The organism is Kribbella sp. NPDC002412 (assembly GCF_053592935.1).
In genome coordinates this window covers 23,288-44,198 of record NZ_JBSFBL010000019.1, presented here as the reverse complement: position 1 = coordinate 44,198, position 20,911 = coordinate 23,288, and the positions used below count along the sequence as shown (strand labels likewise).

The window sequence follows — 20,911 nt, the reverse complement described above, 5'->3', positions numbered from 1 at the left end:
GTGTTTTCCGTCGGGTACTGCGGTGGCAGGACGATCCTCAAGGAGCAGCAGGATGAAGTACGTGCTGGCCGGCGCCTCCGGCTTCCTCGGTACGGCGCTCGCCCGCGACCTCACCGCCGACGGACACCAGGTCCTCCGCCTGGTCCGCCGTACGCCCGCAAAACCTGACGAAATCCGCTGGGACCCGGCCCGCGGAGACCTCGACCCGACCGCGCTCGGCGACCCCGACGTCCTCGTCAACCTGGCCGGCGCGAACATCGGCCGCCCGTGGACCCCGGCGTTCCGGAAGGTGCTCCGCGAGAGTCGCGTCAGTACGACGTCCACCCTGGCTGCGGCCGCCGCACAGCTCGACCGGCGCCCGGTTGTGATCACGCAGAGCGGCGTCGGCGGCTACGGCCTCGACTGCGGCGACCGCATCCTCACCGAAGACTCCGAACTCGGCGACGGCTTCCTCGCCGAGGTCGTCCGGGTGTGGGAAGGCGCGCTCGAACCAGCCCGCGCCGCCGGCAGCCGCACCGCCTCCCTGCGCACCGGCGTCGTCTTGGACCGCAAGGCACCCGCGTTCCAACTCCTCTCCCTTCCATTCCGCCTCGGCCTCGGCGGCCGCCTCGGTCCGGGCACGCAGTACTTCCCTGTCGTCTCGCTCACCGACTGGCTCCGCGCCGTCCGTCACGTCGCCGAACACGACACCGTCAGCGGCCCCGTCAACGTCACCCTCCCCAACCCCGCCACCAATCAGGAGTTCACCGAGGCTCTGGCCACCGCCCTGCACCGCCCCGCCTTCTTCCCCATCCCCGCCTTCCTCATGAAAACCGTCCTGGGCGAGTTCGCCTGGGAACTCCTGGGCAGCAACCGAGCCCTCCCCACCCGCCTCCAATCCACCGGCTTCACCTTCCACCACCCCACCGCCCCCGCAGCCATCTCCGCCGCCCTCACCTCGTAAAGGTGTGGTGACCTGCCCTCGGTCAAGCAGGGGCTATGGCTGTGATTCGCCAGGCAGGGGTGGTCGGGGTTTTGGTGAGGGTCAGGCGGCGGGAGGTGGGGGTGGCGGGCGGGAGGTTGGTGGTGGTGCCGGTGGGGGTGATGGCTTGCGCGGTGGTGAGGTGGTCGGTGATGTGGAGGACGACTTTGGTGGGGGTTTCGGCTTCTACGGTGGTGTTCGAGATGTGGATGTTCAGGTTGCGGACTCGGATTTGGTGTTTGCGGTAGGTGGCGAGGAGGGCTTGGTCGGCTTTCCAGGGGACGGTGCCGGGGACGTAGACGGTGTCGAGAAGAGTGGGGTCCAGGGTCCAGAAAGCCTTGGCTCGTTGGGTGTCCAGAGCCTGGAGGGTTCGGGTCCACTTCGCTGGATCTCCGGGTGGCGTAGGTGGGGTGGGGTCGGTTGGGGTTGGGGTTTGATTCGTGGCGGCGGCTGTGCCGGCTGGGTTGTTGTCCAGGGCGCCTACCGTCAATAGGCCGAGGATGAGGACGACCACTGCTCCCAGGGCAGCCGCGGCCAGGACGCCGTACGCCGGGTTGCGGAGAACTGGGTGACGGCGGACGGGGTGGTGGATGAGCTTCTGAGCTGGTGGTCGAGTCGTCCCGGAGGCGCTGCTTGTCTGGATTCTGGCTGCGGGGTCGACGGGCCGCCGGTGACGTCGCCAGCGGGTGTGACTTCGACGCCAGGGGCGGTGACGGGAGCGGCGACGTGTCAGGCGAGCCAGGCCGATTGGCGATCTTTGGGCGCTGTCGTTCCAGACGGGGTTTGTGCCTGGGTGCTTGTCGTCTGTGGTGCGGGTCGCATGGTCGGCGGCTCCGGTCGGGGTGGTCAGGCGGTCGAGTCGGTTGGGTGGGGAGGGCCGGGCTCGGTTGGGGCGGGAGGGGTTGCGGCGGCTTGGCTTGGTGGTGCGTGCGAGAGGTTTGGGCATGGGTGCCTGGGGTGGTTTGGGGCTGATGGTGGGTGCGGCGGTCGGCTTTGGTGGGCGTGGGGGTAGCGGTGTGCGGGGGTGTTCGACCGGGTCGTCTGGGGGTGCGGGCTTCTTGGTTGGGGATTCTGCGGTGGTGGGGTCTTCGGTGAAGGCGAGGTTGATGGGAGCTGGGGTGGCGATGGTCAGGAGGGATTGAGGGTCGGTGATGCGGTCGGGGGTGAACAGGGTGGGGTCGGCGCCGGACTGATGGGCGACGTCTGCCAGTGACTTCAGGTCGTCGGCGGGGGTGGCTGGGTGCAGGGCGGGGTCGGTGAGGACGGGGCGGCCTTCGGTGTCGAAGAGGATGTTGGTGGGGGTTACGCGGCCGTGGGTGAGGCCGGTGCGGTGGAGGTAGGTGAGAGCGTCGGCGAGTGGGGTCAGGAGGGTGACGAGCTCACCGGGGGCGAGCGGTCCGCGGCGGCCGAGGAGGGCGCTGAGCGTGCCGGCTGCGACGTACCGGCTGATGAGGAGCCAGTCGTCGGCGGTCTCGCGGAAGTCGTGGAGGCGGGCGAGGTGCGGGTGGTCGAGGCGCTGCAGGATCTTGAGGTGGTCACAGAACTCCTCCGGGTCTGAGATTGCGGTGATCGGGATGCGTTTGAGCACGGCGTTGCGGCCGGAAGCGCGGTCCCGAACCAGCCAGACAGCGCCGGCCGATCCGGACCCGAGCGTGCGGCGCAGGCTGTAGCCGGCGATGTCTTCGAGTGCCATGCCCTAGAGAGTGCACGAATCGCCGGCCGCGGCCCGGAAGTTATCCACAGGCGGCCCAGGGTGAGCGCCGTACGGCGGTGGGCTGTGGACGGCGGCGTACGGGCGTCTGAGCGGGCCGCATACACTCGAGGGCGTGAGGGAGATCAGCTTTGTGGAGGCCGGGTTCGGCGCCGGCGCGGTGGAGTACGAGGCCGCGTGGGCCGAGCAGCGGCGGCTGCACGCGGAAGTTGCCGCGGGCACCGGTTCGGACACGGTCATCCTGCTCGAGCACCCACCGGTGTACACGGCGGGCAAGCGGACCGAGCCGCACGAGCGGCCGCTCGACGGGACGCCGGTGGTGGACGTCGACCGCGGCGGGAAGATCACCTGGCACGGTCCGGGGCAGCTGGTGGGCTACCCGATCGTGAAGCTGGCCTCGCACGTGTACGTCGTGGACTACGTACGGCGCCTGGAGGAAGCGCTGATCGCGGTCTGCGCCGAGCTCGGGGTGAAGACCGGGCGGGTCAAGGGGCGCAGCGGGGTGTGGGTGGCGGCCGACGATCGCGGCCGGGAGCGGAAGATCGCGGCGATCGGGATCCGGGTCGCGCAGGGTGTGACGATGCACGGGTTCGCGCTGAACTGCGACAACGATCTGGGCTGGTTCGACCGGATCGTGCCGTGCGGGATCTCGGATGCCGACGTGACGACGCTGTCGAAGGAACTCGGGCGGGACGTGCCGGTGACCGAGGTGCTGGGCCCGGTGCGGCGGCATCTTGGCCGGATGCTCGCGTGGGATGAGTACGAGCGGACGCCAGACATCGGCCACGAAGAGGCGCCAACTGCGATCACCTACGGGCTGACGGTCTGAGGTTCTGCCCGGGTTCGGGTGTTACGGCGGCGGCGTAGTGAGTGGGGGTAGGCCGACGGTGATGCGCCAGTCGGTGTGGCAGGTGTGGAGGCGGGCTGCTTGAGATGGGTCAGTCTATAGGTGGTTCTGGTGTTCGGTGGAGTCGGTGGACAGGTTTGCCAGGAACCAGCCGGTGCCCATGGGGGCGTGTTCGTAGGACCTGAGGTGGTCTACCTCGGGAGCGTCGGCTACCCAGGTGAGTTTCCAGGGGCCGGATCTGACGGACCATTGGAAGCCACAGTCCCAGTGGAGGGACTCGTGGGCGGTGTCGAGCTCTCCGGACAGGACCGGTAGGAGGTTCAGGCCGTCTGCCGAGGGTGCTGAGGTGCCTGCGGCTGCGGCCAGGGTCGGAACCAGGTCCAGGGTGCTGATCAGGGCGTCGGTGTGGTGGCCGGGCGGGAAGTGGGCAGGCCAGCGCCACAGCATGGGGACACGGATCCCGCCTTCCCACAGGGTGTACTTCGTGCCGCGAAGCGGGGTGTTGGCGCCGAAGTTGCAGGTCGAGCCGCCGTTGTCGGTGGTGTAGACGACGATCGTGTTGTCATCGACGAGGGACAGCAGCTTGCCGATCTCGGCATCCATCAGTTCGAGCTGCGCGAGGTAGTACTCGCGGCCGTGCGGCAGGTTCGGCACGATCACGTCGTCGTACCACTCGGTGTAGGACTCGTTCACCTCGGGCGACCAGTCGCGGAAGGCCGGCAGGTCCCGCGCCGCCAGCTCGGACTCGGGCAGCTGCCAGCAGAAGTTGTGGACGGCGTTGAACGCGAGCATGCAGAAGTACGGCCGGTCGTCGGTCGACGCGATGAACGACGCCGCCCGCCCCCCAGCTCGGCAGTCAGAAAGCCCTCGTACTCGACCGGCTCGTCCCCCGACAGCAACGGTTGCACCGCCATGTAGCTCGACGCCGGTCCGTACGACGAGACCGCAGCATCCGAATGATGGAGGTAGTTCAGCCGCCCGTACGACTGCCCCGCCAACCCGTACAACGTCTCCTCGAACCCATGATGCGGAGGACAAGCCCGCTCCCCGACCGACTCACTCCCGTAGTGCACCTTGCCGAAGTACCCTGTCCGATATCCCTGGTCGCGCAGGATCTCCGCCAACGTCGGTACGTCGTCCGGCGGGAAGGTGGCCGAGTCGAACCACTGGCCACCCCACCGCTGCTGGTACCGCCCCGAGATGATCGCCGCACGCGACGGACTGCAGATCGGCGCGGTGACGTACGCATCTGTGCAGCTCACGCCCTCGGCCGCAAGCCGATCCAGGGCGGGTGTCCGCACGTCCGGATGCACACCGAGCGCACTCCGGTCGGCGTACCCATGGTCGTCGGACACGATCAGCAGGATGTTCGGTGCAGCCACCGGGCGGGTCCTCTCCTCAGCGAGTCAGCGAGTCAACGGGCCGCACGTGCGGCCTGGTCGGTCTTTGCCAGCGCGTCGGTGCGGTCCGGATCCAGGACCGTCCTCAGCTCGGCGTCGAGCTTGTCTACGAGCGACTGATCGGCGGAAAGGTCGTGGAGCTCGTGCGGATCGGTCTCTATGTCGAAGACCTGCGGTGGATGCGCAGCCCCGTAGTAGCAGTACTTCCAGCGGCCGGACTTGAGCATGTAGCCGCCGTCGAGCATTCCCTGGGCGTGGTACTCGGAGAGGACGGGGCGGTCGACAGGGTTGAGGAGGGAGTGCCCGGGCAGAGATGGATCCGCGGGCAGCCCCGCGATGTCGCGGAGAGTCGGGAGTATGTCGATCAGGCTGACGTGTGCGGTGTTCCGGGCTGGGGTCAGCGACGGGTGCCGGAGGAGCAGGGGGATGCGGACGGACGGCTCGTAGAAGCACTGCTTCTGCCAGATCCCGTGGTGGCCGGCCATCTCCCCGTGGTCGCTCGTGTAGATGACGACCGTGTCGTCCGGTACGGCGGCCAGCAGCCGCCCGACCTGGTGGTCGAGATGACTGATCAACGCCCAGTAGCAGACCGTCGCCTCCCGAACCTGCTCCTCGCTGATCGGCTCGTCGTTGCGGAATCCGTGCCGCAGCAGCGAAATCACCGGATGCTGCGCAGCGGCCGGCTCATCCCAGGTCGGCGGCAGTTCGACGTCCGCCGGATCGTAGAGGTCACGGAAGTCCGGCGGCGCCACCAGCGGGAAGTGCGGGTGCATGTACCCGACGTAGAGCAGAAACGGCTGCGGCCCGGGGTCGCTGAGGAAGTCGAGGGCCGCGTCGGTCGCCGCGACGTCGTGCCGGGTGTGGACGTGGTCGCCGGCGCCGTGCTCGGTCACGTGCGAGTTGGTCGGCCGTTGCCATTCCGCCGTACGGCGAGGTGGACGGCCGCTGTGGTCGACCCAGCAGTCCAGGTCGTCGGTCAGCCGGCGGTCGAAGCCGAGCAACCGGTCCGGCCCGTTGAAATGCGTGCGGCCCGCGATCACGGTCTGGTAGTCGCGCAGGTGATGTCCCCACGACCGGAAGTCCGGGCCGGGAATGACACCGTTGTCCCAGGCCCCGATCTGGTGGACGTACTTCCCCGTCATCAGCGACAGCCGCGACGGGACGCACATCGGGCTGTTCGTGTAGGCGCGGTCGAACGAGACGCTCTGCGCGGCGAGCCGGTCGAGGTGCGGCGTTCGTACCTGCGGGTGTCCGGCCCACCCCGCAGCGGAGGCGGTGTGTTCGTCGGACAGGACGACCAGGATGTTCGGGCGGTTCACGGCACCACCTTAGGCAAGCGATTGCCCGTTCGCTGGGGCCCGAAGAGTCGGCGGCAGCGGTTGCGAAGTGTCTGCGGGGTGTGACGGCACAACGCCGCTACCGTGGTGGTGTGTCCAAATTTCTTGGGTTCTTGCTCGGGGTGGCGGTCGCTTTCGCTGGGCCGGCAGTGTTCGGAGTGCTGGCGGCGCCCGGTGGAATCGAGCTGAATACGAAGGAGATGGCGCTTGCCTACGGCATCGGCGCGCTGATCTTCTGGACGGTGGTGTCGTACTTCTCCGGTGCCGGCGCGCTCGGTGCGTTCGCTGCGTTCGGCACGCTGGTCTACTGCTGGCTGTGGATCCCGAACCGGACGACGAACTTCCTCAACGACGTCCCCGGGGTCACCACCGGGATGATCGAAGGGTCGAAGCAGTACACGCTGAACGGCGTCGTACCGATCCTGACGGTGATCTCGCTGGTGTACGGCATCCAGCTGATCGTGCAGAGCGTGCGGCGCCGCCGGCGGGAGCGGGTGGAGGCCGAGCGGCTGCAGCGGGAGCAGGAGGCCGCGCAGGCGCAGCAGGAGGCTGAGGCCGCGGCTGTCTACCCGGTTGCCGGGAGCACCTATCCGGCGGATGCCGGGTACGGCGGGGCGTACGGGAACAGCAGCCGGTACGACGATCTGTTCGACGAGGACCCGGAGCCGGTCCGGCCGCGGAGTCAGGCGGAGGAGCAGACCTCGACGTACCCGACGTCCGGGGCGGAGCAGACGGCGCAGTTCCCGGGGGTCGAGGACGATGCCCGGAGCAACGAGTCCGCCGACGAGACGGTGCTGGTCCCGACCGACCGCGACGAGACCACCCAGGTCCCGGTCGACGAGCCCACTCCCCCACAACAGCAGGAGCAGCCGGTCGCCGCGGCCCCGGTGAAGACGGAGGAGCAGCCGACTGCTGCCGCGCCGGTGAACGGCGACGAGACCGTCGCGCCGGGTACGGCGGCGGATGACGAGCAGACTGTGGTGGCGGAACAGCCGACGCAAGCAGCTGAGCCGCAGCAGCCGTCGGCCGCCGAGGATGAGCAGCCGACTGTGGCTGCGCCGGTGAAGGCAGCTGAGGACGAGACCGTCGTGGCGGCCGAACAGAAGCCGGGCGCTCAGCAGCCGGCGCCGCAGCAGGAGCCGACGCAGCAGGCGAAGCCGGAGTCGCAGGCGGAGCAGAAGCAGCAGGAGTCGAAGAACTCGGCTCAGGTGGGGCCGGCTGCTCGGGAGCAGGTGGGGCAGCAGTATCGGGAGCGAATGGAGGATCCGGAGGACACTGGGGAGTTGTTCATCAGTGCGTTCGAGAATCCTTCGCAGGTGAGTATTCGGCCCGCCGGAGCGTAGGAGAGGCAGCCGCCGCGATCAGGCCACGTGCATGCGTTGGACCTGGTCGCGGCGGGCATGTTCCGCGAAGGCTTCGTCGTACGCCGCGGTGGCCATCTTCAGCACGTCCGGCGCCATCTGCGCCCGCGGTGAGTCCGTGCTCCACGCCAGCATCAGCCGCCGGTGGATCGGGTCACCGACCAGCGTCCGCGTGGTGACGTCACTCGACAGCATCCGGTACGACGTCGGCGAGATCAGCGCCACGCCCTGACCACTCGTCACGAACCCCATCAGCACCGACGTGTCCACCGAGTGGTGCTCCACCTTCGGCTGGAAGCCGGCCTGCTCACAAGCGGCCCGGAACAGCACGTGGAACCCGCTGTCGTCCGGCGGCTCCCCGATCCACTCCTCCCCGGACAGCGCCGAGAGCTCGATCTCACCGCGGTGCCGCGTCGCCATCGCGAGCGGGTGGCCGGCAGCCATCACGACGTACGCCGACTCGGACTCGACCACCGTGCACGCTTCGACACCGTTCGGCATCCGGAGCTCGAACGCGGGGAACTCCCGCAGCAGCGCGAAGTCGAGCCGCCCGCTCTCCAGCTGCTGCAGCAGCACGCTGGTGGACCACTCGACCTCGATGCTGACCTGCTCGATCTCACCGTGGTCGCGCAGCCGCGAGGCGATGCCGGACATCGGCGCGGTGGGGAAGCCACCGAGCCGTACGGCGCTGGACTCGACCGCCGTCATCGCCGACACGGTCGCGGACAGGTGGTCGACGTCGACCAGGATCGCCCGGGCGCGGTCGACGGCGTACCGGCCGAGCGCGGTCGGGGTGACGCCGGTGCGGGACCGCTCGAACAGCTCACCGCCGAACGCGGCCTCGATCCGCTTGAGCTGCGCGGTCAGGCTCGGCTGGCTGACCTTCAGCCAACGGGCGGCCCGTCCGACGGACCCCGCTTCAGCCACCAGGACCACCACCCGCAGGTGGCGCAGCTCGACGTTCATGCGTTGAGACCGTAGTCCAGGTGCACGCACAGCACACAGTTTCCCAGTGTTGCGGTTTCGTCTCAGCCGGGACCAAACCTGTAACGCCGGCCCCGGCTGTCACGATAGGTCAGGACGACTTGAGTGCTAGTGCCTCTCGGTAGCCGAGGCGGCGGCCGGTTTGGAGCAGGGTGCGCTCGTAGAGCCGGGCGCCGAGGCGGACGATCAGGACCGTGGTGACCAGCAGGAGCGCGATCGCGACCAGCGGCTGCCAGACCGGCACGTTCTCGGTCAGCATCCGGCCGGGCATCGCCATCGACGACGCGATCGGCACGAACGAGGCGATGGTCTTGGCCGACGACCCGGCGAACACCGAGAAGAAGAACGGGATCATCAGGATCATCTGACCCGGCAGCGTGGTCGACCCGAGGTCCTCCTGCCGGGTGGCCAGCGAGCCGGCCACCGCCCACAGCCCGGCCAGGGCGACGAACCCGAGCACGAAGAACACCACGAACCAACCGGCCACCGGCGCGACCACCTTCAGGATGTCGAGCTGGTCGGTCGCCACCAGGCCGATCACCGAGGCGCCGGCGATCACCACGATCTGGGACAGCGCCAGCGCGGTGTTGCCGAGCACCTTGCCCCACAGCAGCGAGCGGATCGGCACAGCGGCGGCCAGGATCTCGACGACCCGGCTCTCCTTCTCCTGGACGACGCTCTGCGCGATCATCATGCCGAACCCGAGCGCGGTCATGTAGAACACCAGCGCGAGGCCGATGTTGACGAAGTCGGCGACCACATCGGGCAGCGGCCCCGGTTTCAGCAGCTCCAGCTGGATCTTCGTCCCAGCGCGCAGCTCAGCGGGCGTCAGACCGGCGCGGGCCGCGTTGGCCTCCATCCCGACGTTCACCGCTGCCTCACGCAGGCCGTTCTCGAGGCTGGAGTCGACCCGGTCCTTGCCGAGTACGACGTACCCGTCGGTGCCAGGCAACAGCGCCGCCTCCGCCTCGCCGTCGATGACGAGCTGCTCCGCTGCTGGGCGATCGGCCGCCCGGGTGACCTCGTAGCCGTCGCCGCCCTTCGTGGTCGACGCCTGCTGGACCACTCGCGCGCCGCCGTCGTCGATCACGGCGATCTTGTCTGGGCCGCCGTTGCCGGCGAGGAGCGCGGGGATGATCACCGCGGCCAGGACCAGCACCAGCATCACCGCGGTCGATCCGAGGAAGGTCTTGTCCCGCAGCTTGGTGGTGATCTCGCGCTCGGCGATCAGCACCCAGGCCCGGTCCAGAGTCCGGTCGTTCATCGGGTCGCCTCCCGGAAGACGTCGCTCAGTGCCACCCGCTCCGGCCCGAACTCCAGGACCGGTCCGCGGCTGATCGCCTGCTGAAGAACGTGCTGTGCCGCCCCGTCGTCCTCGACGTCGAAGAGCGCCGTACCGCCGGCCACGTCGCGCACCTGGACGCCGCGGACGTCGCGCAGCCAGCCGGCGTCGCCGTCGACGACGAGCCGGTAGGTCAGCGACGGCCCGGCGGCCAGCTCGGCAACGGGGCCGGCGGCAACGACCTTGCCGCGGGCCAGGACGACGAGGTCGTCGCACAGCCGCTCGACCAGTTCGAGCTGGTGGCTCGAGAACAGCACCGGCACGTCCGCGGTGACCTCCTCGCGGAGCAGGTCCACCATCGCGTCGACCGCGAGCGGGTCGAGGCCGCTGAACGGCTCGTCCAGGACCAGCGCGATCGGCTCGTGCACCAGCGCCGCGGCGATCTGCACCCGCTGCTGGTTGCCGAGCGACAAGGTCTCCAGTATGTCGGTCGCCCGCTCCCCCAGCCCGAGTCGCTCGAGCAGCTTGTCGGTTCGCTCGGCCGCCCGGTCCAGGTCGAGCCCGTGCAGCCGGCCGAAGAACACCAGCTGGTCGCGGATCTTCATCTTCGGGTACAGCCCGCGCTCCTCCGGCATGTAGCCGAAGTCACGCCGTACCTCGTTGGTCAACGGCTCGTCGCGCCAGTGCACGGTCCCCGCGGTCGCGCCCAGCACGCCGAGGATGATCCGCATCGTCGTCGTCTTACCGGCCCCGTTCGCCCCGACGAACCCGGTCATCCGTCCTGGCACGACGTCGAAACTCACGTCGTCCAGCGCCAGCTGCTCGCCGAATCGCCGGGTCAGCCCAGCCACCCTCAGCATCCGTCACCGTTCCTGTCACCTCGGCCCCTCGGCCAGGCCCACGCCTGACCGCTTCCGCTCGGAAGTAACTCCAAGCTAGTGACCGGGTGCCCTGACACACGTCGGCCCCCAGGGTGATCACGCAGGTCATCCGTACGGCGGACCTGGCCATCACCACGTGGGGGCCGACCGGGGGAGGTCAGGCGGTGGTGTCGCCCTCCATCGTCTCCACGGCGCCGAGCAGGCTGCGCTCGGCGGCCTGCTCGTAGGCGAGCTCCGCCGGGTCGGTCATCCACTCGCTCGGCGGCAGCGCGGCCTGCTCTTCCGGATGGCTGGCCTCGACCATGCTCAGGTCCGCCTCGACCTCGTGCTGGAGCTCGTTGAGGAAGTCACCGCTCATGACGGGTTCCACTCGCCGTAGTGGATCCGGCCGAGGGTCGCCTCGCCGATCGGGACCAGCGAGTCCTCCTTCACCTTGGACCCGAAGTAGGTCCCGTCCGGGTCCGTGATCACCTCACGCTGGTCGCCCAGCTCGGCGAGCGCCTTGCGGAAGAACTCGTCCATCCGGTACCGGTCCGGTCCGGCGATGTCCCGGCGCCCGTTCAGCGGCTCGCCGACGGCGGTCTTGGCGACCTGGTCGGCGACGTCGTCGCCGGCCATCGGCTGCCAGCCCACCGGCGGGATGTGGACGCCGTCCTCCTGCGCCGAGGTGTCCGCGATCGCCTTGACGAACTCGAAGAACTGGGTCGCGTGCACCAGCGAGTACGGGATCCCGGACTCCTTGATCAGCTTCTCCTGCGCCAGCTTGGCGGCGAAGTAGGCGTTCTCCGGCATCCGCTCGGTGCCCACGATCGACAACGCGACGTGGTGGCCCACGCCGGCCTCGGCTTCCGCGGCGAGCAGGTTCGAGGTGGACGTGGTGAAGAAGTCCATCACCGCCTTGGCCTCGAACGACGGCGAGTTGGACAGGTCGACAACCACCGAGGCGCCCGCCAGCGCGTCGGCCAGGCCTTCGCCGGTGAGGGTGTTCACCCCGGTGTTCGGCGCCGCCGCGACGGCCTCGTGCCCGTGGGCCTCGAACCGCCGTATCACCTTCGAACCGATCAGCCCCGTGCCACCGATCACCACGATCTTCACAGCCACTCTCCTGTCCCCCGGCGCCCCGCTGGCGACCGGTCGCCAGCTATGACAAGACAGCCCGCCGGCTTGTGACGGTCACAACCGGCGGGCCTGCGCTGTCTTTGCTCGAGACGGAGAGGACCCAGAACGTTGCCCACTGCACCCAGCCGCTTCCGGATCCGGATGACCGCCCGGCCGATCGACGAACCGCACCGCACCGCCAGCCCGCTGGAACTGCTCTTCGACCTCACCTTCGTGGTCGCGGTCGCCGCCGTGACCGCCGAGTTCGCGCACGGCATCGCCGACGGTCACCCGGCGGTGGTCGAGTTCCTGATGGTGTTCTTCTGCATCTGGTGGGCCTGGATGAACTTCACCTGGTTCGCCTCCTCCTACGACACCGACGACGTGCTCTACCGGCTGCTCACGATGCTGCAGATGGCCGGGGTGCTCGTGCTGGCCGCCGGAGTCCCGGCCGCGATCGCCGAGTCGGACTACCGCGCCGTGCCGTTCGGCTACCTGATCATGCGGATCGGCCTGGCCGCGCTGTGGTTCCGGGCGGGCTACGAAGATCCCGAGCGACGACGTACGGCGTTCCGCTACGGCACCGGGATCCTGGTCCTCAACGCGTGCTGGATCATGACGCTGCTGCTGACCCACATGGCGTTGTGGCTGTTCGTCGTACTGGTCGTGCTGGAGCTCGCCGGACCGCTGTGGGCGGAGCGGCCGCGGGCCACCAACTGGCACCCGCACCACATCGCGGAGCGCTACGGCCTGTTCGTGATCATCCTGCTCGGCGAGAGCGTGCTCGCGGCCAGTCGCGGCGTCCAGAGGGCGCTCGCGGCCGGTGACATCAGCAGTTCGTTCATCCTTGTCGCGGGTGCGGGGCTCGTCCTGCTCTTCGCGCTCTGGTGGCTGTACTTCCTGCACCCCGCCGGCCACGGCCTGAGCAAGCGACGAGCCGCCTCGTACCGGTGGGGCTACGGTCACTTCTTCCTGTTCGCCGCGCTGGCCGCGGTCGGCGCCGGCCTCGAGGTCGCGGTCGAGGAGGCCGCGCACCACTCGACGTCGACGACGGTCGGGTTCGCCGTCGCGATCCCGGTCGCGGTCTACCTGCTCGCCCTCTGGCTGGTGCACGCGCCGATCATCGACCCGCCGGTCACGTCGCCGACCCTGATCCTGAGCAGCGTCGCGCTCGTGCTGCTGCTTCCGCTGGTGCTTCCGCCCGTCGCCGTGGTGGTTGCCGTTGCGGGTGTCGCCGTACTGCTCCTCGCCCTGGTGATGGTCCGAGCGGGTCAGCCGGCGTCGTCGCCCGGGGTCACCAGTCCGCACTCGTAGGCGAAGACGACAGCCTGCACGCGGTCGCGGAGACCGAGCTTGAGCAGGACCCGGGAGACGTGCGTCTTGACCGTGGCCTCGCCGACGTACAACTGGGATGCGATCTCGGTGTTGGTGAGGCCGCGGGCGATCAGGCCGAGCACCTCGCGCTCGCGGTCGGTCAGGTCCTCGAGCAGGTCCGGCCGGTAGACGCGCTCGCCGCCGCCGGTGAACCGCTTGATGACGCGCCGGGTCACCTCGGGCGCGAGCAGCGCGTGGCCGGAGTGCACCACCTGGATCGCGTCGACCAGGTCCTCCGGCGCGGTGTTCTTCAGCAGGAACCCGCTGGCCCCGGCGCCGAGCGACTCGAACAGGTAGTCGTCGCGGTCGAACGTGGTCAGGATGACGACCTTGCCGGCGTCCGCCGCGACGATCCGCTGGGTCGCGGTGATCCCGTCCATCCCGGGCATCTGCACATCCATCAGTACGACGTCCGGCCGCAATGTCAGCGCGAGCTCGATCGCCTTCTCGCCGTCGGAGGCCTCACCGACCACCTCGATGTCCGGCTCGACCGACAGGATCATCCGGAACCCGGCGCGGACCAGGTCCTGGTCGTCCACCAGCAGCACGCGCATCGGGGCGGCGGTCTCAGTCATGCCGGGTTCTCCTCCTTGGCCAACGGGCGGTTCTGCGGGTCGAGCGGGATCCGGACCCGGACCCGGAAACCGCCGACCGGCCGCGGTCCGATCTCGGTCTCGCCACCGAGGAGTCCGACCCTCTCACGGATCCCGACGTGACCGAGCCGGCTGCCGACCGGCGCGTGCTTCGGCCGGCCGTCGTCGATCACCTCCAACTCCACCGAGTCACCGAGATAACGCAGCGTGATGTGCGCGGTCCGGGCGGTCGAGTGCCGCCGTACGTTGGTCAGCGCCTCCTGGGCGATCCGGTAGACCGAGACCGACACCGTCTCCGGCAGCTGGACCGGCGCGCCGATCTGGTGGAACCCGACCGACAGGCCCTCGCCGTTCACGTCCGCGATCAGCGCGGGCAGCCGGTCGGCGCCGGCCTGCGGTTCCTTGGCCGCCGGCGACTCGACGTCGAGGTCGGGGTCGGCCGCGCGGAGCATGCCGAGCAGCTGGCGCATCTCGTTGACCGCCGTACGGCTGGAGTTCTCGATCACGCTGAGCGCGTTCTTGGCCGCGTCCGGGTCGGCGTCCATCACCCGGCGCGCTCCCCCGGCCTGGACGCCGATGCTGCTGATGTGGTGGGCGACGACGTCGTGCAGCTCCCGCGAGATCCGGAGCCGCTCGTCGATCACCGCGCGGCGGGCATTGGCCTCCTGCTGGGAGGCGAGCTCGGCCGCCTGCTGCTCCAGCTCGTACCGCTGCCGCGCCGTCCCCCACGCGGTCCGCCCCCAGAAGTAGGCGCCGAAGAAGTAGAGGACGTTCAGGGCGAGGGTGAGGATCACCCCGGAGACGTACGGCGAGAGCACGCCGTCGTTGACGCCTTTGAAGTCGTCGTTCCGCAGCGCCTGGACGAAGCTGAGCACGAGCCAGCCGAACATCCCGATGAAGACCAGAGCGACCGCGGCCTTCATCAGCCGCCGGTCCCGCGACCAGGCGACGGCCGCATAGATCGCCATGAACTGGGCCGCCTGGGTGACCAGGTTGCTGGCGAACGCGAACGTAGCCCGCTCACCGGCGACCACGAAGAGCACGGACACGATCAGCAGCACCGGGATCGGCCAGCGGCGCCGGAAGCACAGCGGCAGCGCGACGGCGGCACTCAGCACGAACGCCTCGACCCCGCCGATGCCCATGCTGACCGGGTCCGGCGCGACACCGCGGGCCAGCTCGGTCCCGATCACGCCGGCCACCGCCATGCCGAGCCCGAGCAGAACGTCGTACTTCTGCTCCTTGGCCGTCGGCGCCGGCCGCACCCAGCCACGCACGGTCGTCCCGGTCGCCGGCGGCGTCCCCGGCTCGGACACCTTCACCTCGTCGGTGCGACGCTCAGCCGTGGTGGACATAGTGCGTCAGCCTAGCCTCGGACCATCAGATCGACGGGAGGAGACAGACATGAGTGAGCTCGACGACTTCCTGACCCGGACGCTGCCCGGCCTGGTCGAGCGCGAGAGGGCCTGGCACCACGGCGACCTCGAGGCCCGGCTGGGGATGTGGTCGACCCAGGATCCGGTGACCCTGTTCGGCGCGGGCGGGAGATGCGCGAGCGGCGCCGACGAGATCGCCCGGAACTTTCGATGGGCGGTGTCCACGGTCATCCCGTGCCGCTCGTTCAGCTACGAACTCCTTGCGGCAGGCGTGTCCGGTGACCTGGCTTACACGGTCGGCCACGAACACACCTCGTTCGACCCCGGCTCGGCCGAGGACTACACCCTGCGCGTCACGTACATCTACCGTCGCGAGCACGGTGAATGGCGGATCGTCCACCGCCACGGCGACTACCTCCAGGCCGACCACAGCCCGCACGCCGAACCGGCCGGATAGGCCGCGTACCCTGGAGGGCGTGACGATCGCCCCAGAAGGACGGAAACTGCTCAGGCTCGAGGTGCGCAACGCGGAGACCCCGATCGAGCGCAAACCCGAGTGGATCAAGACCCGGGCGAAGATGGGCCCGGAATATCAGGCGCTGCAGAAGCTGGTGAAGTCCGAGCAACTGCACACGGTGTGCCAGGAGGCCGGCTGCCCGAACATCTTCGAGTGCTGGGAGGACCGCGAGGCGACCTTCCTGATCGGCGGCGACCAGTGCACCCGGCGCTGTGACTTCTGCCAGATCGACACCGGCAAGCCCGAGGCGCTGGACCGCGACGAGCCGCGCCGGGTCGCGGAGTCGGTCCGGACCATGGGCCTGCGCTACGCCACCGTGACCGGCGTGGCCCGCGACGACCTCGACGACGGCGGCGCCTGGCTGTACGCCGAGACCATCCGCCAGATCCACGAGCTGAACCCCGGCACCGGGGTGGAGATGCTCGCGCCCGACTTCAACGCCGTCCCCGAGCAGCTGGCCGAGGTGTTCTCCTCGCGGCCGGAGGTGTTCGCGCACAACGTGGAGACGGTGCCGCGGATCTTCCGCCGGATCCGGCCCGGGTTCCGCTACGAGCGCTCGCTGGACGTCATCACCCAGGCCCGCGACTACGGCCTGGTGACCAAGTCGAACCTGATCCTCGGCATGGGCGAGACCCGCGACGAGGTCAGCCAGGCACTGCGCGACCTGCACGCCGCCGGCTGCGAGATCATCACCATCACCCAGTACCTGCGCCCCTCGGTGCGCCACCACCCGGTCGAGCGCTGGGTCAGGCCCGAGGAGTTCGTCGAACTGCAGGCCGAGGCGGAGGCCATCGGTTTCGTCGGCGTCATGTCCGGTCCGCTCGTGCGTTCGTCGTACCGGGCCGGTCGGCTGTACCGTCAGGCTGTGGAGTCGCGGATGAGCTCCGCGGCCCAGAATGCCGCACCGAACGCTTAAAACAGGGATCCGGGAGAGATGGCCAAGAACGACGCGCCCGCCGAGAAGACCAGCCGGCTCAAGCAGATCCGGTCGGCGTACCAGCTGACCAAGAAGTCCGACCCGAAGATCGGACTGGTGCTCGCCGGGATCTTCCTCGGCATCGTCGCCGTGTTCGTGGCGCTCGCCGTCTTCGTCGGGCCGCTGCTGGTCTGGCTGCCGCTGGGGGTCGCGCTCGCGTTCCTGGCCACCACGATCATCTTCGGCCGCCGGGTCGAGAAGGCGGCGTACAGCCAGATCGAGGGCCAGGCCGGCGCGGCCGCGTCCGCGCTGCAGACGCTGCGCCGCGGCTGGAACGTGACGCCCGCGGTCGCGGTCACCAAGAACGCCGACATCGTGCACCGCGTGGTCGGCCGGCCGGGCATCGTGCTGGTCGGCGAGGGCCAGGCGAGCCGGGTGAAGAACCTGCTACAGGCCGAGGGCAAGAAGCACGCCCGGGTGGCCGGCGGCGCGCCGGTGATCCAGATCGTGGCCGGTCAGGGCGAGGACGAGATCGACATCCGCAAGCTGACCAAGCACGTGATGAAGCTGCCGGCCGCGCTGCAGCCGTCGGAGATCACCGACCTGCTGCAGCGGCTCAAGGCGCTGGACGCCGTCCGCCCGCAGGTGCCGATGCCGAAGGGCCCGGTTCCGACCAGCCTGAAGGGCGCCCGCCAGGCGATGAAGGGGCGCTGAACCGGCGCTGACGAGGGGCCGGGGGGCTCTCTCTGGGTGAGATGCCGGTAACTCGGCAGCCGCTCAGCAGTTGATCTGTCGTGACGTGGCACGAGTGTGCCTTCGTGTTGCGCTGTGGGGTGGCTGGTTGGCCTTAAGGTGCGACCAGGACGGATCGAGGACACGAGGTTGACGACCATGACGGATCTCCTGCCGGCGGCTGTGCACCAGCCGGCGACCGAGACGTGGCCCACACTGGCCCGCCCGCGGTCGAACCCGGTCCGCCGGGCCGGAGCGGCGGCCGCGATCCGGATGATCGCGAAGGACCTGCCGGCCACGATCCACCTGGACAGCAACCGCTCGTACGGACTGGGCGGCCCGGCGATGCGCGTGCACCGGACGTCGGCGTTCCTGGACCGGCTCGGGCACGACGCCGGGTCCGGGTTCGGTGAGGCCTACCTGGCCGGCGACTGGGACCCCGAGCCGGGGACCGACCTGGCCGACCTGCTGGTCCCGTTCGCGGAGCGGTTCAGCAACGAGGAGACCCGGCACCTGCTGCCGAAGTGGGCCCAGTCGCTGCGCTGGCTGGTCACCCGGTCCCAGCCCGGCGACCAGGAGAACGACCGGGCCGGCGCCCGGCAGAACGTCAGCCGGCACTATGACCTGAGCAACGCGATGTTCTCCGAGTTCCTCGACCCGACCCTGACCTACTCGGCGGCGTACTTCGGCAACCCGGGCCTCGGCACGTCCGCGGCCGATCTCGCGACGGCGTCGTACGACGAGCTCACCCAGGCGCAACTGCACAAGCTGGACGCGATCCTCGACGCCGCCGGAGTGGTGTCCGGGTCCCGGGTGCTCGACATCGGCTGCGGCTGGGCGAGTCTCGCGATCCGCGCCGCCCAGCGCGGCGCCTGGGTGACGGCGATCACCATCGCTTCACAGCAGGCGTTGCTGGCGCAGCGCAAGATCGCCGAGGCCGGGGTCGGCGACCGGGTGCAGGTCGCGCTGCGTGACTACCGCGACCAGATCGGCGAGTTCGACGCCGTCCTGAGCGTGGAGATGATCGAGGCGGTCGGCGAGAAGTACTGGCCGGTCTACTTCGACGCGATCGAGCGCCGGCTGGCGCCCGGCGGGGTGGCCGTGGTGCAGGCGATCGTGATGCCGCACGAGCGGATGCTGGCCACCCGGAACACCTTCACCTGGGTGCAGAAGTACATCTTCCCCGGCGGCCTGATCCCGTCGATCAAGGTGATCGAGGACGTCACCGCCCAGCACACCGGGCTCCGCCCCCAGGTGCTCCGGCACCTGGGCGCCGACTACGCCCGGACGCTGCGGATCTGGCGGAACCGGTTCATCGAGCGCTGGCCGGAGATCGCCCGGCTCGGGTTCGACGACACGTTCCGGCGGATGTGGGAGTTCTACCTGGCGTACTCCGAGGCCGGCTTCCGCACCGGGTACCTCGACGACGTGCAGCTCCGGCTGACCAGGCGCTGAGTCCTACCGCCGTACGACGACAGTGCTGGCAGCGCGGTCGTGGAGGCCGCGGCGGTCGCGGTCGTAGACGACGGCGGGGATGAGCAGGCAGAGCAGGAAGGCGCGGATCAGCCCAGCCACGAGCCCGGGCGGCCCGGGGTGGGTCTTGTTGCCGCGGACCGGCGCGACCCGGATGCCGCAGATCCGGTGCCCGATCGTGTAGCCGAGCAGGCCGGACAGAATCGCGGTCATCGCGAAGAACGTGAGCAGGTGCGAGGTGTTGTAGTCGTTGCCGCCCGCCCACATCGGCTTGGACGTGATCGCGGACGCGACCAGCCCGGCGATCAGCCAGTCCACGAACAGCGCGAGCACCCGGCGGCCCCAGCCCGCGACCGCGCCCGGGCCGTCCTCGGGCAGGCCCAGGCGGTTGCCCGGAAACCGGAATTCTTCGGTGGGTCCTGTGCCGGGCTGCGCGGATGGTGCCATGATGGCTAGCCTACGGACACGTCCGGGCACCGGTCACAGCGGACCGGGATATCTCAGGGCGTAACCGCCGTACACCAGTGGGTCAGCGCGGACACGCTGGGCGTAACATCCGCGAAACATCAGGGTCACCGCCGGGAAACCGGGGGGCCCTACGTTCAGATGCAATCTCTGAGCCACCCCGAGGAGTACGAATGTTTTCCAGCGCTGAGGAGCTGCTCGCCTACGTCAAGGACGAGGGCGTCGAGATCGTCGACGTCCGGTTCTGCGACCTGCCGGGCATCATGCAGCACTTCACCGTCCCGGTGTCGTCGTTCGGTCCCGAGGTCTTCGAGGAGGGCCTGGCGTTCGACGGTTCGTCCGTGCGCGGTTTCCAGCAGATCCACGAGTCGGACATGATGCTGCTGCCCGACCCGACCAGCGCGTTCATCGACGAGTACCGCGGCACCAAGACGCTGGCGATCAACTTCTTCGTGCACGACCCGCTGACCGGCGAGGCGTACAGCCGGGACCCGCGCAACATCGCCCGCAAGGCGCAGGAGTACCTGAAGTCGACCGGTATCGCGGACACCGCGTTCTTCGCGCCCGAGGCCGAGTTCTACATGTTCGACGACGTCCGGTTCGAGACGAAGCAGAACACCGGGTACTACTCGATCGACTCGATCGCCGGCGCCTGGAACACCGGCCGGGTCGAGGACGGCGGCAACCGCGGCTACAAGGTCCGCTACAAGGGTGGCTACTTCCCGGTCGCGCCGACCGACCACTTCGGCGACCTGCGCGACGACATCACGCTGGCCCTGGAGCGGTCCGGCCTGATCGTCGAGCGCGCCCACCACGAGGTCGGCACCGCGGGCCAGGCGGAGATCAACTTCCGCTTCGACGAGCTGCTGAAGTCCGCCGACAACGTGATGAAGTTCAAGTACATCGTCAAGAACACCGCCTGGGCGGCCGGCAAGACCGCGACCTTCATGCCGAAGCCGATCTTCGGTGACAACGGCTCCGGCATGCACTGCCACCAGTCGCTGTGGAACGGCGGCGACCCGCTGTTCTACGACGAGTCCGGGTACGGCGGCCTGTCCGACATCGCCCGCTGGTACATCGGCGGCCTGCTCAAGCACGCCCCGTCGCTGCTGGCCTTCACCAACCCGACGGTGAACTCCTACCACCGCCTGGTGCCGGGCTTCGAGGCGCCGGTCAACCTGGTGTACTCGCAGCGCAACCGCTCGGCCTGCATCCGGATCCCGATCACCGGGTCGAACCCGAAGGCGAAGCGGATCGAGTTCCGCTGCCCCGACCCGTCGGCGAACCCGTACCTGGCCTTCTCGGCCCAGCTGCTGGCCGGCCTGGACGGCGTCCGCAACAAGATCGAGCCGGTCGACCCGGTCGACAAGGACCTCTACGAGCTGCCGCCGGAGGAGCACGCGGGCATCCCGCAGGTGCCGACCTCGCTGCCGGCCGTGATCGACTCCCTCGAGGCCGACCACGACTTCCTGCTCGAGGGTGGCGTCTTCACCGAGGACCTGATCGAGACCTGGATCGACCTCAAGCGCGAGCAGGAGATCGCCCCGATCCAGCTCCGCCCGCACCCGCACGAGTTCGAGCTCTACTACGACGTCTGAGTTTC

At 69.3% G+C, this 20,911-nt stretch carries 21 protein-coding genes; 9 read left to right on the top strand and 12 right to left on the bottom strand.

Going from position 1 to position 20,911, the window contains the following annotated elements:
• The first annotated feature begins 52 nt into the window (after positions 1-52).
• Positions 53-943: a TIGR01777 family oxidoreductase gene (locus ACWCOV_RS17430; protein WP_449830283.1), complete on the top strand. Its 891-nt coding sequence runs from the start codon at positions 53-55 to the stop codon at positions 941-943.
• Positions 944-965: 22 nt separating this feature from the next.
• Here the strand turns inward: ACWCOV_RS17430 and ACWCOV_RS17425 are convergent, their stop codons facing one another.
• The gene (locus ACWCOV_RS17425) at positions 966-2,654 is read right to left on the bottom strand and encodes a protein kinase domain-containing protein (protein WP_449830282.1); all 1,689 of its coding nucleotides are present in this window, start codon (positions 2,652-2,654) and stop codon (positions 966-968) included.
• 133 nt (positions 2,655-2,787) lie between these two features.
• On the opposite strand from ACWCOV_RS17425, the gene lipB reads away from it, so the two are divergent.
• On the top strand, positions 2,788-3,501 hold the full coding sequence (gene lipB / locus ACWCOV_RS17420) for a lipoyl(octanoyl) transferase LipB (protein WP_449830281.1): 714 nt from the start codon (positions 2,788-2,790) through the stop codon (positions 3,499-3,501).
• A 114-nt stretch (positions 3,502-3,615) separates the two neighbouring features.
• Here lipB and ACWCOV_RS17415 read toward each other — a convergent pair whose 3' ends face one another.
• From ACWCOV_RS17415 to ACWCOV_RS17405, 3 genes are read right to left on the bottom strand one after another with little or no spacing between them, the layout of a single operon-like run.
• Positions 3,616-4,311 (bottom strand): sulfatase family protein, encoded by a 696-nt coding sequence (locus ACWCOV_RS17415; RefSeq protein ID WP_449830280.1) that lies wholly within the window; start codon positions 4,309-4,311, stop codon positions 3,616-3,618.
• Entirely contained in the window at positions 4,209-4,901 is a 693-nt protein-coding gene (locus ACWCOV_RS17410; protein WP_449830279.1) for a sulfatase-like hydrolase/transferase, read from the bottom strand. The genes ACWCOV_RS17415 and ACWCOV_RS17410 overlap by 103 nt, the downstream gene beginning before the upstream one ends.
• A 32-nt stretch (positions 4,902-4,933) precedes the next feature.
• Positions 4,934-6,238 carry a sulfatase-like hydrolase/transferase gene (locus ACWCOV_RS17405; RefSeq protein ID WP_449830278.1) on the bottom strand — a complete coding sequence of 435 codons (1,305 nt, stop codon included), beginning with the start codon at positions 6,236-6,238 and terminating at the stop codon, positions 4,934-4,936.
• A gap of 110 nt (positions 6,239-6,348) precedes the next feature.
• Here ACWCOV_RS17405 and ACWCOV_RS17400 point away from each other — a divergent pair, with 110 nt between their 5' ends.
• Complete coding sequence (locus ACWCOV_RS17400) at positions 6,349-7,599, top strand: hypothetical protein (protein WP_449830277.1); 1,251 nt, start codon at positions 6,349-6,351, stop codon at positions 7,597-7,599.
• An 18-nt stretch (positions 7,600-7,617) separates the two neighbouring features.
• On the opposite strand, the gene ACWCOV_RS17395 is transcribed toward ACWCOV_RS17400, so the two are convergent.
• From ACWCOV_RS17395 to ACWCOV_RS17375, 5 genes are all read right to left on the bottom strand, one after another.
• On the bottom strand, positions 7,618-8,583 hold the full coding sequence (locus ACWCOV_RS17395; protein ID WP_449830276.1) for a LysR substrate-binding domain-containing protein: 966 nt from the start codon (positions 8,581-8,583) through the stop codon (positions 7,618-7,620).
• A gap of 109 nt (positions 8,584-8,692) precedes the next feature.
• Positions 8,693-9,865 (bottom strand): ABC transporter permease, encoded by a 1,173-nt coding sequence (locus tag ACWCOV_RS17390; RefSeq protein WP_449830275.1) that lies wholly within the window; start codon positions 9,863-9,865, stop codon positions 8,693-8,695.
• Entirely contained in the window at positions 9,862-10,743 is an 882-nt protein-coding gene (locus tag ACWCOV_RS17385) for an ABC transporter ATP-binding protein (protein WP_449830274.1), read from the bottom strand. The genes ACWCOV_RS17390 and ACWCOV_RS17385 overlap by 4 nt, the downstream gene beginning before the upstream one ends.
• Positions 10,744-10,921: 178 nt before the next feature.
• Positions 10,922-11,122: a hypothetical protein gene (locus tag ACWCOV_RS17380; RefSeq protein ID WP_449830273.1), complete on the bottom strand. Its 201-nt coding sequence runs from the start codon at positions 11,120-11,122 to the stop codon at positions 10,922-10,924.
• Positions 11,119-11,859: an SDR family oxidoreductase gene (locus ACWCOV_RS17375; protein ID WP_449830272.1), complete on the bottom strand. Its 741-nt coding sequence runs from the start codon at positions 11,857-11,859 to the stop codon at positions 11,119-11,121. Before ACWCOV_RS17375 ends, ACWCOV_RS17380 begins: the two co-directional genes overlap by 4 nt.
• Before the next feature lie 132 nt (positions 11,860-11,991).
• Between ACWCOV_RS17375 and ACWCOV_RS17370 the strand changes: the two genes are divergently transcribed.
• Positions 11,992-13,176, top strand: coding sequence for a low temperature requirement protein A (locus tag ACWCOV_RS17370; protein WP_449830271.1), 1,185 nt, complete (start codon positions 11,992-11,994; stop codon positions 13,174-13,176).
• On the opposite strand, the gene ACWCOV_RS17365 is transcribed toward ACWCOV_RS17370, so the two are convergent.
• Both ACWCOV_RS17365 and ACWCOV_RS17360 read right to left on the bottom strand, forming a co-directional pair.
• Entirely contained in the window at positions 13,134-13,811 is a 678-nt protein-coding gene (locus ACWCOV_RS17365; protein WP_449830270.1) for a response regulator, read from the bottom strand. The genes ACWCOV_RS17370 and ACWCOV_RS17365 overlap by 43 nt on opposite strands.
• Positions 13,808-15,184, bottom strand: coding sequence for a sensor histidine kinase (locus ACWCOV_RS17360; RefSeq protein WP_449830269.1), 1,377 nt, complete (start codon positions 15,182-15,184; stop codon positions 13,808-13,810). The genes ACWCOV_RS17365 and ACWCOV_RS17360 overlap by 4 nt, the downstream gene beginning before the upstream one ends.
• 49 nt (positions 15,185-15,233) lie before the next feature.
• Between ACWCOV_RS17360 and ACWCOV_RS17355 the strand changes: the two genes are divergently transcribed.
• From ACWCOV_RS17355 to ACWCOV_RS17340, 4 genes are all read left to right on the top strand, one after another.
• The gene (locus ACWCOV_RS17355; protein WP_449830268.1) at positions 15,234-15,662 is read left to right on the top strand and encodes a YybH family protein; all 429 of its coding nucleotides are present in this window, start codon (positions 15,234-15,236) and stop codon (positions 15,660-15,662) included.
• A gap of 19 nt (positions 15,663-15,681) precedes the next feature.
• Complete coding sequence (gene lipA, locus ACWCOV_RS17350) at positions 15,682-16,638, top strand: lipoyl synthase (RefSeq protein ID WP_449830267.1); 957 nt, start codon at positions 15,682-15,684, stop codon at positions 16,636-16,638.
• 18 nt (positions 16,639-16,656) lie between these two features.
• Entirely contained in the window at positions 16,657-17,352 is a 696-nt protein-coding gene (locus ACWCOV_RS17345) for a DUF4191 domain-containing protein (protein WP_449830266.1), read from the top strand.
• 177 nt (positions 17,353-17,529) lie between these two features.
• Positions 17,530-18,825 carry a class I SAM-dependent methyltransferase gene (locus ACWCOV_RS17340; RefSeq protein ID WP_449830265.1) on the top strand — a complete coding sequence of 432 codons (1,296 nt, stop codon included), beginning with the start codon at positions 17,530-17,532 and terminating at the stop codon, positions 18,823-18,825.
• Between the two features lie 3 nt (positions 18,826-18,828).
• Here ACWCOV_RS17340 and ACWCOV_RS17335 read toward each other — a convergent pair whose 3' ends face one another.
• Entirely contained in the window at positions 18,829-19,290 is a 462-nt protein-coding gene (locus ACWCOV_RS17335) for an RDD family protein (protein ID WP_449830264.1), read from the bottom strand.
• A gap of 191 nt (positions 19,291-19,481) precedes the next feature.
• Here ACWCOV_RS17335 and glnA point away from each other — a divergent pair, with 191 nt between their 5' ends.
• Entirely contained in the window at positions 19,482-20,906 is a 1,425-nt protein-coding gene (gene glnA / locus ACWCOV_RS17330) for a type I glutamate--ammonia ligase (protein WP_449830263.1), read from the top strand.
• Positions 20,907-20,911: the final 5 nt, after the last annotated feature.

Excerpts from the sequence above, each read along its gene's own strand:
- ACWCOV_RS17430 (WP_449830283.1), top strand. The coding sequence starts at position 53 with ATGAAGTACGTGCTGGCCGGCGCCTCCGGCTTCCTCGGTACGGCGCTC.
- ACWCOV_RS17425 (WP_449830282.1), bottom strand. The coding sequence starts at position 2,654 with ATGGCACTCGAAGACATCGCCGGCTACAGCCTGCGCCGCACGCTCGGG.
- ACWCOV_RS17415 (WP_449830280.1), bottom strand. The coding sequence starts at position 4,311 with ATGCTCGCGTTCAACGCCGTCCACAACTTCTGCTGGCAGCTGCCCGAG.
- ACWCOV_RS17395 (WP_449830276.1), bottom strand. The coding sequence starts at position 8,583 with ATGAACGTCGAGCTGCGCCACCTGCGGGTGGTGGTCCTGGTGGCTGAA.
- ACWCOV_RS17390 (WP_449830275.1), bottom strand. The coding sequence starts at position 9,865 with ATGAACGACCGGACTCTGGACCGGGCCTGGGTGCTGATCGCCGAGCGC.
- ACWCOV_RS17385 (WP_449830274.1), bottom strand. The coding sequence starts at position 10,743 with ATGCTGAGGGTGGCTGGGCTGACCCGGCGATTCGGCGAGCAGCTGGCG.
- ACWCOV_RS17380 (WP_449830273.1), bottom strand. The coding sequence starts at position 11,122 with ATGAGCGGTGACTTCCTCAACGAGCTCCAGCACGAGGTCGAGGCGGAC.
- ACWCOV_RS17365 (WP_449830270.1), bottom strand. The coding sequence starts at position 13,811 with ATGACTGAGACCGCCGCCCCGATGCGCGTGCTGCTGGTGGACGACCAG.
- ACWCOV_RS17360 (WP_449830269.1), bottom strand. The coding sequence starts at position 15,184 with ATGTCCACCACGGCTGAGCGTCGCACCGACGAGGTGAAGGTGTCCGAG.
- ACWCOV_RS17355 (WP_449830268.1), top strand. The coding sequence starts at position 15,234 with ATGAGTGAGCTCGACGACTTCCTGACCCGGACGCTGCCCGGCCTGGTC.
- ACWCOV_RS17345 (WP_449830266.1), top strand. The coding sequence starts at position 16,657 with ATGGCCAAGAACGACGCGCCCGCCGAGAAGACCAGCCGGCTCAAGCAG.
- ACWCOV_RS17340 (WP_449830265.1), top strand. The coding sequence starts at position 17,530 with ATGACGGATCTCCTGCCGGCGGCTGTGCACCAGCCGGCGACCGAGACG.
- ACWCOV_RS17335 (WP_449830264.1), bottom strand. The coding sequence starts at position 19,290 with ATGGCACCATCCGCGCAGCCCGGCACAGGACCCACCGAAGAATTCCGG.
- glnA (WP_449830263.1), top strand. The coding sequence starts at position 19,482 with ATGTTTTCCAGCGCTGAGGAGCTGCTCGCCTACGTCAAGGACGAGGGC.